Annotated in this window: 8 protein-coding genes; all 8 read left to right on the plus strand. The window is 64.8% G+C overall.

The features are described 5' to 3' along the window. A partial coding sequence (locus DBR20_RS11180; RefSeq protein ID WP_108266224.1) for a substrate-binding domain-containing protein occupies window positions 1-712 on the plus strand: 712 nt, incomplete at its 5' end. Window positions 713-788: 76 nt separating this feature from the next. After that, complete coding sequence (locus DBR20_RS11185) at window positions 789-3,845, plus strand: TonB-dependent receptor (RefSeq protein ID WP_108266225.1); 3,057 nt, start codon at window positions 789-791, stop codon at window positions 3,843-3,845. 246 nt (window positions 3,846-4,091) lie between these two features. After that, window positions 4,092-5,696 carry a glucoamylase family protein gene (locus DBR20_RS11190; protein WP_108266226.1) on the plus strand — a complete coding sequence of 535 codons (1,605 nt, stop codon included), beginning with the start codon at window positions 4,092-4,094 and terminating at the stop codon, window positions 5,694-5,696. A gap of 4 nt (window positions 5,697-5,700) precedes the next feature. Further along, entirely contained in the window at window positions 5,701-7,041 is a 1,341-nt protein-coding gene (locus DBR20_RS11195) for a sugar ABC transporter substrate-binding protein (protein WP_108266227.1), read from the plus strand. Then, window positions 7,038-7,919, plus strand: coding sequence for a sugar ABC transporter permease (locus DBR20_RS11200; RefSeq protein ID WP_089236186.1), 882 nt, complete (start codon window positions 7,038-7,040; stop codon window positions 7,917-7,919). Before DBR20_RS11195 ends, DBR20_RS11200 begins: the two co-directional genes overlap by 4 nt. Then, on the plus strand, window positions 7,916-8,752 hold the full coding sequence (locus tag DBR20_RS11205) for a carbohydrate ABC transporter permease (RefSeq protein ID WP_089236185.1): 837 nt from the start codon (window positions 7,916-7,918) through the stop codon (window positions 8,750-8,752). Before DBR20_RS11200 ends, DBR20_RS11205 begins: the two co-directional genes overlap by 4 nt. Continuing rightward, window positions 8,749-11,916, plus strand: coding sequence for a discoidin domain-containing protein (locus tag DBR20_RS11210; RefSeq protein WP_108266228.1), 3,168 nt, complete (start codon window positions 8,749-8,751; stop codon window positions 11,914-11,916). The genes DBR20_RS11205 and DBR20_RS11210 overlap by 4 nt, the downstream gene beginning before the upstream one ends. Before the next feature lie 2 nt (window positions 11,917-11,918). Next, a complete protein-coding gene (locus DBR20_RS11215) occupies window positions 11,919-12,800 on the plus strand; it encodes an endonuclease/exonuclease/phosphatase family protein (protein WP_108266229.1) in 882 nt (293 codons plus the stop codon). Window positions 12,801-13,100: the final 300 nt, after the last annotated feature.

A 13,100-nucleotide genomic window follows, 5' to 3' on the forward strand; every position in this document is an offset into this window, starting at 1 on the left:
CCAGGAGCAGCAGGGTGCTGCCCTGCGTGCCATGCGCGGCCGGGTCGACGGTCTGCTGGTGCTCTCGCCCTATGCGGAGAGCCCGGGGTTCCTGACCGACAACCTGCCGCAGGCGTTGCCGACGGTACTCATCAACACCTACCTGCCTGGGCAGGACCATCCGGTGTTGAGCATCGATGACCATGCAGGGGCGATGGCGATGACCCGCCACCTGCTCGACGTAGGCCATCGGCGCATTGCATTCATTTCTGGCCCGGACCTCAACTTCGACGCGCGTGAGCGCCTGCGCGGCTTCCGTGATGCGCTGGCGGCTTTTGGTGGTGGCGCGGAGGGGATCGAGTTGCCCGGTGATTTCGACGAAGCTTCCGGCCATCGCGCCGGTCAGGAGTTGCTGGCAGCCGGCACGCTGCCCGATGCCGTATTCGCCGCCAACGACATGATGGCCCTGGGCTGCCTGTATGCCTTCGCGCAGGCAGGTGTCCATGTGCCGTCCGATGTCGCCCTGGCCGGTTTCGATGACATTCCGCTTGCGCGTTTCGTCCACCCGTCGCTGACCACCATGCAGGTCAGCATCGCCGAACTGGGCGATCGGGCGATGTCGCGCTTGCTGCAGTTGATGGACGGCACCTCCACGGATGGGACAGGGGACAAACAGACCCTGGTCCCGCGCCTGATTGTTCGCGATTCCACCACTCCGCCATCCGGCCATTGAAGCCAGAGGCGTTCCTTCTTTTTTGATTGATCGCAGGTGCCGCGCAAGCGGTCACCGCCACCCGGAGATTGAGTTGATGATGCATTCCACGATCCGCACGCCGGCGCGCCGGCTGCTGAGCACCGCCCTGGTCAGCTGCCTGATGCTGGCCGCCGCCCCGAACGTCATGGCGCAGTCGGCCAACGCCAGCCTGCGCGGCCAGGTCTCCGGCGCACAGGCCGGTGCCGAAGTCACCGCCACCAACGTCGCCACCGGTACCGTGCGTCGCGGCACCGTGCGTGCCGACGGCAGCTATTCGCTGATGGGCCTGGACCCGGGCACCTATGACGTTGTGGCCAACGGCCAGACGCAGAAGGTCACCGTCACCGTCGCCTCGACCTCGACGCTCAACTTTGCTGGCGCCGCCGCCGGTGGCACCGGTACGACCGCCGCCACCAACCTGGACACCGTCAACGTCGTCGCGCCGACCCTGCTGCAGGAAGTGCGTACCTCCGAAGTCGGCAAGACCGTCAGCCTGCAGCAGATCCAGACCACCCCGCAGGTGTCGCGCAACTTCCTGGAGTTCGCCGACGCCGTGCCGGGCATGATCTTCACCCGTGATGCCAAGGGCAACACCTCGCTGCGCGGCGGTGCCACCAACTCCGACGGCACCAACGTCTACATCGACGGCGTGGGCCAGAAGAGCTACGTCAAGGGCGGCGGCGTGGCCGGCCAGTCCGGCAGTGCCGGCAACCCGTTCCCGCAGCTGGCCATCGGTGAATACAAGGTCATCACCGGCAACTACAAGGCCGAGTACGGCCAGGTGTCCAGCGCTGCCGTCACCGCTGCGACCAAGTCGGGTACCAACGAGTTCAAGGGTGAAACCTTCTACCGTTACACCAACGACAGCATGCGTGCGATGACCCCGGCCGAGCGCCAGCCGAACAAGGGCAAGGAAGATTCGGCCGAGAAGGAATACGGCTTCGCCCTGGGCGGTCCGATCATCCAGGACAAGGCCCACTTTTTCGTGACCTATGAAGCCAAGCGCTTCGACCTGCCGGTGACCATTGCTCCGCACGGCTCGGTGACCAACAAGGCCGACCGTGTGCCGGCCGATGCGCAGGCAGGCCTGGGGCCAGCCAGCCAGCCGTTCCAGCAGGATCTGATCTTTGCCAAGATCGACTTCGAGCCGACCGACAACGACCGCCTGGAGTTGACCTTCCAGGACCGTGACGAAACCCAGCAGCAGTTCTCGGACCAGACCGCGCCGATGGCCGGCAAGGAAACCAAGAACACCGACCGTCGTTACGCGCTGCGCTGGAACCACAGCGGTGAGCGCTACTACAACGAGCTGATGGTCACCCACGAAGACTCGTTCAACAATCCCAAGCCGCTGAGCCTGGGCAACGGCTTCAACTACACCGCTCCGGACGGCGCCAACGAAGAGCGCCCGATCGTCTCCATCGGTGGCTCCTCGGCGATGTCGTCGCAGGTGAAGGGCCAGAAGGGCTGGTCGATCGAAGACAACCTGACCCTGGACGGCATCGAGTGGGCCGGCGACCACACCATCAAGATGGGTGCCAAGTACAAGCAGATCGACCTGTACGCCTCCGACGCGGCGCAGATCAATCCGCAGTTCTACTACACCATCGACAACCCGACGTTCCCGGACAGCATCCCGTACAAGGCGCAGTTCGTGAAGCCGGTCACCGGCGTATCCGGCGTGTCCGGCGAAGTGCGTTCGAAGGTCAAGCAGATCGGCCTGTTCATCCAGGACGACTGGCAGGTCAACGACCACCTGCAGCTGAACCTCGGCCTGCGCTGGGACTACGAGAAGAACCCGTCCTACCTGGACTTCGTGACCCCGCCGGAAGTGGTCAACGCACTGTTCGCGCAGGACCCGCGTGCCGCGGCTGGCCAGAGCTATGCCGATACGCTGGCGCTGAGTGGCCTGAACATCAACGATTACATCAGCAACGGCCACAACCGCAAGGCATTCAAGAATGCCTGGCAGCCGCGCCTGGGCTTCTCGTATGACATCAATGCCGACGAGCAGCACGTGATCCACGGTGGCGCGGGCCGATCCTACGACCGCGACCTGTTCGACTACCTGCAGCTGGAAACCACCAAGCTGGCCCTGCCGCAGCCGACCATCTACTTCCGCAACCCGGCCACCGGCCAGTGCTTCCAGGGCAATGCGGCCTGCTATGACTGGAACCCGAACCTGCTCAACGGCATCGGCAACCTGCAGAGCCTGGTCGGTTCGACCAGCAATGCCGGCCTGGAAGTCGACCTGCTGAACAACAACCTGAAGGTGCCTTACGCTGACCAGTTCAGCCTGGGCATGAGCAACCAGATCGGCGACTGGCTGACCGATGCCACCATCGCGCGCACGCTGACCTACGATGGTTTCGCCTTCACCCTGGGCAACCGTTACCCGACCGGCAACTTCTTCGATGACCCGCGCCTGTGCGGTGGCACCGAACCTGGCCTGGGCCAGGCCTGGAGCTGCAACGTGCCGGGCTTCGGCAGCCTGATCATCGGCCAGCAGGGCATCAAGACCCGCGCTACCCAGATCCTGCTGTCGGCGCAGAAGCCGTTCACCCAGGAAAGTGGCTGGGGTACCTCGATTGCCTATACCTGGACCACTGCCCGCCACAACCGTGACATCAACGAGCACTACGCGTTCGACCGCGGCGTGATCGGTGACTACCCGACCATCCGCTCCAACGGCGCGCCGCGCCACCGCCTGGTGGTGACCGGTTCGTACGCGGGCTTCTGGGGCATCACCTTCGGTGGCAAGATCACCCTGGCCACGCCGACCGCGATCAACGACTGGTACGGCGTGCCGCAGGCCAACGGCTTCGATCTGCCGACCCCGATGGCGGCGGTTCCGGGTGGTAATGGCAAGTTCCTGCTGGGTGGCAAGATCTTCGGCTACCGTTCGGTCGACCTGCAGGCCACCAAGACGTTCAAGATGGCGGGCGATACCGAGCTGTATGCGCGTATCGACATCATCAACGTGTTCAACTTCGACAACTTCTCGAACTACAACTACTACAAGAACGGCAAGTTGACCGCGAGCTACAACGAGACCGGCGACATCGTCGGTACCCCGCGCCAGGTCAAGGCCGAAGTCGGCTTCCGCTTCTAAGCGGAATGCCTGGTGCAGCATTGCGGAGCCATCGGTTCGCCGATGGCTCCGGCTTCAACAGCAATGGCCGGCCTCCGGGCCGGTCCATTGTCCAGGCCATTGCCAGACAGGGGGCAATGGCGTGGGCAATGACCGCGGTGTCATCGACCACGTTTCCGTGGTTTTTTAAGACCGCACTTTGTAAACGATTTCAGGTCATTGGACGTTATGCTCTTTCATCGATCAGCCCACCGGAGGAACCGCGCCATGCAGGCACGCCACCTGATGACCGCCGCTGCGATGACCCTGGCCATCGCCGGCTGCAAACCGGCCCAGCAGGAGCCTGCCAAGCCGCGCCCGCCGGTGATCCTGATCGAGGCGGACGCACCGCCTCGGCCGATGAAGCCCGAGCTGCCGCCACTGTTCGATGACCTTGAGCGCCGCACCTTCCAGTTCTTCTGGGATACCACCAACGAGATCAACGGCCTCACCCCGGACCGTTATCCGTCGCGGCCGTTCGCCAGCATCGCCTCGGTCGGCTTCGCCCTGACCGCGTATCCGATCGGCATCGAGAACGGCTGGGTCAGCCGCAACCAGGCGATCGACCGCACCCTGACCACCCTGAAGTTCTTCCGCGACGTGCCGATGGGCCCGCAGCGCACCGGCAAGGCTGGTTACAAGGGTTTCTACTACCACTTCCTGGACATGCAGCAGGGCCGCCGCTACGACAGCTGGGTGGAACTGTCCTCGGTGGATACCGCGCTGCTGATGATGGGCGTGCTGTTCGCCCAGTCGTACTACGACGGCGACGATCCGCGCGAGAAGGAAATCCGGCAGATCGCCGACACCCTGTACAAGCAGGTCGACTGGCCGTGGCTGCAGCAGCGTGCACCGCTGATCTCGATGGGCTGGTTCCCCGAGAACGGCTTCATCGACCATGACTGGATGGGCTACAACGAGGCGATGATGGTCTACATCCTCGCCCTGGGTTCGCCCAGCCATCCGGTCAGCCCGGATGCGTGGACGGTGTGGACGCGCACCTACGACAACGACTGGGGTGTCTACCAGGGCCAGGAATACCTGTCCTTCGGCCCGCTGTTCGGCCACCAGTACAGCCACGTCTGGATCGATTTCCGCGACATCCAGGATGCCTACATGCGCGAGCGTGGCAGCACCTACTTCCTCAACAGCCGTTCGGCCGCGCTGGCCCAGCGTGAGTACGCTATTGCCAATCCGATGAACTGGAAGGAATACGGCGAGAACGTGTGGGGCCTGACCGCCAGTGATGGTCCGCAGAACACCACCCAGGAATACCGCGGCGAGCAGCGCCAGTTCCGCCATTACTCTTCGCGCGGCGCAGGCCTGCGCGAGAATTTCGATGACGGCACGATCGCGCCAACCGCCGCGATCTCCTCGGTCGTGTTCGCGCCCGAGGAAGTGATCCCGGCCACGCTGGAGATGCACAAGCGCTACGGCGACTACATCTACTCCAGCTATGGCTTCCTGGATTCGTTCAATCCCAGTTTCAACTACGACATCCCGATCAAGACAGGGCGCGTGGTGCCTGATCGCGGCTGGGTCGCCAGCGACTACATCGCCATCGACCAGGGCCCGATCCTGACCATGATCGCCAACTACCGCAACGACTTCGTCTGGGATGTGATGAAGAAGAACCCGTACATCCGCAAGGGCCTGGAACGGGCGGGCTTCAGTGGTGGCTGGCTGGCGCCGGAAGGTTCCTTCCAGCCGCTGGAGCTGCAGAAGGATGAGAAGGCCGCAGCGGCACGTGCGGTCGGTATCGCTGAATCACGTGCGGCCGCCGCGCAGGAACAGAAAAACAATGCCAACCGCAACACCGGCCAGGGGAAGTAACAAGGTGCACGACTGGAAACACCGCCTGCGACGCTGGGCATTGCCTGCACTGGCCGCGCTGGTCATGGCCGGCTGTGCCCGCCCCGAGCAGGGCACTACCACCGTGCGCTTCTGGGCGATGGGCCGCGAGGCCGAAGTGGTCAGCGAGCTGATCCACGAATTCGAAGCGGAGAACCCCGGCATCAAGGTCGATGTGCAGAACATCCCGTGGACGGCCGCGCACGAGAAGCTGCTGACCGCGTTCGCCGCCGATGGCCTGCCCGACGTATGCCAGCTCGGCAACACCTGGGTGCCCGAGTTCGCCGAACTCAACGCGCTGACGCCGTTGCAGCCGTTCGTGCAGCGCTCGACTGTGGTCGATCCGAAGGACTATTTCCAGGGCATCTGGGATACCAACGTGATCCACGACCAGCTGGTCGGCGTGCCGTGGTACGTCGATACCCGCCTGATCTACTACCGCAAGGACCTGTTGGCCAAGGCCGGCTTCGACCACCCGCCGCGTACCTGGGCGGAATGGAACGAGCAGATGGCCGCGATCAAGCGCATGCAGGGCCCGAACCGTTATGCCGTGCTGATGCCGATCAACGAGTTCGAGCAGCAGCTGTCGCTGGCGCTGCAGCAGCCCGATCCGCTGCTGCGCGACGATGACACCCGTGGCAATTTCTCCAGCCCCGGCTTCCGTCGCACGCTCGGTTTCTACGCCAACATGTTCGAGCAGGGCTGGGCGCCGAAGATGTCCGAGACGCAGATCTCCAACGTCTGGGATGAATTCTTCCGCGGCTTCAACGTGTTCTACATCTCCGGCCCCTGGAACATCCGCGAGTTCAAGAAGCTGCAGCCGAAGGAACTGGAAGGGCAGTGGGGCACCGCCGCACTGCCGGGTCCGGATGGTCCGGGCGCGGGCATCGCCGGCGGCACCAGCCTGGTGATCTTCCGCAAATCGCAGCAGAAGGAAGCGTCCTGGAAGCTGATCGAGTTCCTGTCGCGGCCGGCAATCCAGGCGCGCTTCCACGCGATCATCGGCGACCTGCCGCCGCGCCGCAGCACGTGGAACGCGCCGTCGCTGGCCAACGATCCCCTTGCCGCAGCGTTCCGCGACCAGCTGGAGCGGGTCAAGCCGACCCCGAAGGTGCTCGAATGGGAGCGCATCGTGCAGGAAATGCGCATCGTCACCGAACAAGTGGTGCGTGGTGGCCTGCCGCAGGACAAGGCCGTGGCCGAACTGGACCAGCGCGTGGACAAGGTGCTGGCCAAGCGTCGATGGATGCATGAACAACAACGCCTGCAGCGCAGCGCACCCCCCTCGGGTTCGACCAGTGCAGTCGCGGCCGGGAGCCCGCAATGAAACGTTCTTCCCTTGCCGGCTGGATCTTCGCCGGCCCCTCGCTGATCGTGCTCGGTGTGTTCTTCGGCCTGCCGGTAGCCTCGGCGTTGGCGCTGAGCGTGACCGACTTCGACCTGTATGCGCTGGCCGACAGCAGCAACCTGCGCTTCGTGGGTCTCGGCAACTACATCGACCTGCTGCAGACGCCGATGTTCTGGAAGTCGCTGTGGAACACCACGTATTTCGTGGTGATCGGCGTGCCGTTGTCGATCGGCGTATCGCTGGGCGCGGCGATGCTGCTCAATGCCCCGGCGGCACGTTTCAAGGCACTGTTCCGCACCGCGCTGTTCGCCCCGGTGGTAACCACGCTGGTGGCAGTGGCGGTGATCTGGCGCTATCTGTTCCACACCAGCTACGGTCTGGTGAACTACGGTCTGGGCCACCTGGGCATCAGCCCGATCGACTGGCTGGGCGACCCCAACTGGGCCATGCCGACCATCATGCTGTTCGCGGTGTGGAAGAACTTCGGCTACAACATGGTGATCTTCCTGGCCGGCCTGCAGGCGATCCCGCATGATCTGTACGAGGCCGCGCGTATCGATGGCGCCTCGCGCTGGAAGCAGTTCCTGCACATCACCCTGCCGATGCTCGGCCCGGTGCTGCTGGTGGTCGGCGTGATCACCGTGTCCGGTTACTTCCAGTTGTTCGCCGAACCGTACGTGATGACCCGCGGCGACCCACTGCAGAGCACCGTCAGCGTGCTGTATTTCATGTTCGAGGAAGGCTTCAAGTGGTGGAACCTGGGACGCGCCTCGGCTGTGGCGTTCCTGCTGTTCCTGATCATCCTGGCGGTGACCACCGTGATGCTGCGCTTTGGCCGCAAGAGGCAGTTGGTATGAGTCGTGAAATCGGCCAGTCACGCTGGCACCCGTGGATGATCAACGGCGCACTGCTGGTGCTGGCCCTGGTCAGCCTGGCACCGTTGCTGTGGATGCTCTCGGTCTCGTTCATGCCGCAGGGTGAGGCCACCCACTTCCCGCCGCCGCTGCTGCCGTCCAGCATCACCACGCACAACTACACGGAGCTGTTCGCGCGCACCGGCATGGGCGGCAACTTCGCCAACAGCCTGCTGGTGTCGTTGGCGATCACGCTCGGTTCGCTGCTGCTCAACACGATGGCCGGCTACGCCTTCGCCAAGCTCAACTTCGTCGGTCGTGAGCGCCTGTTCCAGGTGCTGATGGCGGCGCTGGTGATCCCGGCACAGGTGGCGATGCTGCCGCTGTTCCTGCTGATGAAGCAGCTGGGCCTGGTCAACAGTTTCGGCGGCGTGATCGTGCCGGCGCTGGCCAGCGTGTTCGGCATCTTCCTGGTGCGCCAGTACGCCCGCTCGATTCCCGATGAGCTGCTGGAAGCGGCGCGCATCGACGGGGCAGGGGAGCTGCGGATCTTCTTCCAGATCGTGCTGCCGATGCTGAAGCCGGTGCTGGTGACGCTGGCGATCTTCACCTTCATGGGCGCATGGAACGATTTCATGTGGCCCCTGATCGTGTTGACCGACCAGGAGCACTACACTTTGCCGGTGGCCCTGGCCACCCTCTCGCGCGAACACATCATGGACGTGGAAATGATGATGGCCGGCGCAGTGGTCACCGTGGTTCCGGTGCTGGCGCTGTTCCTGGTGCTGCAGCGGTACTACATCCAAGGATTGTTGCTGGGGAGCGTGAAGGGATGAAGCGTGCGATCGCCGTTGGACTGGGCCTGTTGTGGTCTTCCCTGGCGATCGCCGCACCACCGGCGCTCCCCGCGCCGAAGGTGTTGGATGATTTCGACGACATCAGCGCATGGAAGCTGGTGTTGTCCGACCAGGTCAGCGGCTCGCTGCGGCCGGTCAGTGGTGCCGGCGGTGGCCGCGCGCTGTGCCTGGATTACGACTTCCATGAGGTCTCCGGCTACGTCGGCATCCGCCGCCCGCTGAACATCGAGTACCCGGCCAACTACCGTTTCGGCTTCCAGCTGCGCGGTGATTCGCCGGCCAATGACCTGCAGTTCAAGCTGATCGACGCCAGCGGCGACAACGTGTGGTGGGTCAACCGTCCCGGCTACGCCTTCCCCAAGGCGTGGACGCCGGTGGAGTACCGCCGCCGGCAGATCGACAAGGCGTGGGGGCCATCGCCAGAGAAGGACATGACGCGCAGTGCGTCGATGGAGTTCACGATCTACAGCAAGGTCGGTGGTCGTGGCACCGTGTGCTTCGACAAGCTGACCCTGCAGGGCCTGCCCGCCCAGGATGATTCGGCGCTGCGGCCCTCGGTGATCGCCGATACCGCAACCGCGCTGCAGGACCGGATGATCGACGGCAAGTCCGATACCTTCTGGATCAGTGGCGGGGTCAAGCAGCAGACCATCAGCCTGGACCTGCACAAGAGCCGCGAGATCGGCGGTGCGGTGATCGACTGGCTGCCCAGCCTGGAAGCGAACCGCTACACCGTGCGCACCTCCGAGGACGGTCGTGACTGGCGTACCGTGCGCGAAGTGACCGCCGGTGCCGGAGGCCGCGACTGGCTGGCACTGCCCGACACCGATGCGCGCTATGTGCGTTTCGACCTGCAGAGCGGGCCGAACTGGCGCTACGGCATCCGTGACATCACCCTGAAGCCGCTCGCATTTGCTGCGACGCCCAATGCCTTCCTGTCATCGGTGGCAGCCGACCTGCCGCGTGGCAGCTTGCCGCGCGCTTACGTTGGCGAGCAGCCGTACTGGACCCTGCTTGGCCTGGATGGTGGTCAGGAACAGGCGTTGATCAGTGAGGACGGTGCACTGGAGCCGGCCAAGGGCAGCTTCAGCATCGAGCCGTTCATCCGCCTCGACGGCAAGCTGCTGGATTGGGCCGACGTTGCCATCACCCAGTCGCTGCAGGATCGCTACCTGCCGATCGCCACGGTCGACTGGGTGCACGAGAAGGCCGGTCTGTCGGTGACCAGCTTCGTGCAGGGCACGCCCGAGCGCGCGCAGCTGATCGGGCGCTACCGGTTGAGCAATCCGGACAAGGTCGCGCACGAATACACCCTGGCACTGGCGATCCGTCCGTGGCAGGTCAATCCGCCCACCCAGTTCCTCAACACGGTGGGCGGCTTCAGCCGCATCGACAGCCTGGACGTGGGCGAGCAGTTGGTGCGCATCAATGGCGAACCGCGGCTGTATCCCCTGCAGGTGCCGGATGCGCGCTTTGCCAGCAGCTTCGACGGCAAGCTGGATGCGATGCACCTGGCCAGCGGCAAGCTGCCCGGCACCACCGCCGTGAAGGATTCGACCGGCATGGCGTCCGGTGCGCTGCTGTATACGATCAAGCTCGAACCCGGGCAGAGCCGCGAAGTGGCGATCGTGCTGCCGCAGACGGGCAGCTGGGCGCCGCAGGCGCTGGACGTGGCCAAGGCGCAGCAGCAGGTCGCGGCAATGTGGCGCGACAAGCTGGGTGCGGTGACCCTGCAGGTGCCGGCTGCCGGCCAGCCGCTGGTGGAAACCCTGCGCACCGCAGTGGCGCACATGCTGATCTCGCGGGTCGGCCCGCGCCTGCAGCCGGGCACGCGCTCCTATGCACGCAGCTGGATCCGCGATGGCGCGATGATCTCCGAAGGCCTGCTGCGGATGGGCCGCAGCGATGCCGTGCGCGACTACGTGACCTGGTATGCGCCCTATCAGTTTGAAAACGGCAAGGTGCCGTGCTGCGTCGATGCGCGTGGCAGTGACCCTGTGCCGGAGAACGACAGCCACGGCGAGTTGATCTACAACATCGCCGAGTACGGCCGTTACACCGGCGACACCGCCTTCCTCGAGCAGATGTGGCCACATGTGCTGGGCGCTTACAGCTACATGGAACAACTGCGGGGCAGCGAGCGCACCGAGGAGAACCGTGCGCGCAATCCTGCCTTCTACGGGATGATGCCGGCCTCGATCAGCCACGAGGGCTATTCGGCCAAGCCGATGCATTCGTACTGGGACAACTTCTGGGCGCTGCGTGGCTACAAGGACGCCGCGCAACTGGCGGCGCAGCTGGGCAAGGTCGAGGCGATGCAGATCAGCGAATCGCGCGATCAGTTCCGGGATGACCTGCAGGCCTCGCTGCTGGCGGCCATGCAGCAGCATCGCATCGACTATCTGCCGGGCTCGGCCGAGCTGGGTGATTTCGACGCCACCTCCACCACGATCGCGTTGGCACCGGGCGGCGAGCAAGGGCGGTTGCCGCAGGAGGCGCTGGACGCGACCTTCCAGCGTTACTGGAACGAATTCGTCGCGCGCCGCGATGGCAAGCGCGAATGGAAGGACTACACGCCGTACGAATGGCGCAACGTCGCCGCGTTCGTGCGCCTGGGCTGGCGCGATCGTGCCTGGCAGGCCACCGAGTTCTTCTTCAAGGATCGCGCGCCGCAGGCCTGGAACCAGTGGGCCGAGGTGGTCTCGCGTACGCCGCGCAAACCGTTCTTTGTAGGTGACCTGCCGCATGCTTGGGTGGCATCGGACTTTGTCCGTTCGGCGCTGGATATGTTCGCCTACAACCGCGACGCAGACGAGGCGCTGGTGCTTGCCGCGGGCATCCCGGTGTCGTGGCTGCAGGGCAATGGCATCGCCGTGCAGGGCCTGCGCACGCCGCAGGGGCAGCTCAACTATCGCCTGCAGCGCAGCGACAAGCAGCTGGTGCTGGAGGTGCAGCCCGGCCTGGTGCCGCCGGCCGGTGGCGTGGTGCTGCCATGGCCGTATGCAGGCGAGCCGGGCCAGGCGACGGTCAACGGCGAGGCAGCGGAATGGATCAACAACGAGCTGCATGTGCACCAGTTGCCGGCACGGGTCGAGATCGACGTGCCCAGCGCGGTGCGCCGCGCCGAGCGCAAAGGGCAGTAACCATGCGTCAACCGATCGGGATCGGCCGCAGTCTCTGCGTGCTGGGGCTGGCGATCGCGCTGGCCCTGCCGGGGCTGGCGTTGGCCGCTGCGCCGGTCGCCGCGGCCAACGCGGCGGCCGTCAGCGAGCCCGGCATGAGCATGGTGACGTTCAACCTGCACCATGATCGCGAGGACTGGCCCAGCCGCCGTCGCACGATCGTGGCCGAGCTCAAGCGCCTGCAGCCCGATGCCATCGCGCTGCAGGAAGTGATCCAGAAGCGCAACGTACGCAACCAGGCGCAGTGGCTGGCCAGCCAGCTCGGTTACCGCTACGTATTCGTGTCCACCGATCCGGTGGGAGCGCCCAAGCGCTACGGCAATGCGCTGCTGACCCGGCGCCCGATCCTGGCCCGCGGCGAGCACCTGCTGCTGCCGCTGGATGACTACCGCACCGTGGCCCATCTGCGCATCGACGTGGACGGCAAGCCGGTCAATGTCTATGCGACCCATCTCAACGAGCGCAGTGACGACGCCGGCCAGCGCATCCGCCGCAGCCAGGTCGAAGATCTGCTGCGTTTCATCGCTGGCAGTTCTGCCGGTGCACCGGTAGTGATTGCCGGCGACTTCAATGCACTGGTCGATGCCGGCGATCTGAGCGAGCTGCGCAGCCACTATGGCGACAGCTACGGCAGCGTGCACGTCAACACCGACCTGGCCGGTGTCAGTACGCTCAACCGTCATTACTACCAGGCGCCGTCGCGGATCGACCACATCTTCTTCCAGCAGGACGAGATGGTCGCGCGCGAAGCAAAGATCCTGTTCGACCAGCCGGATGACGGCGGCCGTTGGGCGTCGGATCACTACGGGGTATGGACCCGGCTACAGTTCGCCCCGGCGAACTGACGCACGCGTTGGTAGATGCCAACCTTGGTTGGCAGAGGCGCTGCCGCGTGCATGACACCCAGGGTGCCAGCCACGGTTGGCAACGAAGCGGTGCCCGTGCGCTGGAGGGGGGAGGCGTGCGGCTAATCAACGGCGACGATTTCAAAGCAGCGCTCGTGCCCTGGTAGATGCCAACCTTGGTTGGCACACGTGTCACTGCGTGCATGAAACCAACGCCGCCAACCCCGCTTGGCCTCTATCAGAGCGTGCCTCTTGATAGCAGGGGACAATGGGCGCCAGACGCACAAAAAAACGGCGGGG

Origin of the sequence: Stenotrophomonas sp. HMWF023 (assembly GCF_003060985.1) — a bacterium.
In the GTDB taxonomy this organism is placed as follows: Bacteria; Pseudomonadota; Gammaproteobacteria; order Xanthomonadales; family Xanthomonadaceae; genus Stenotrophomonas; species Stenotrophomonas lactitubi.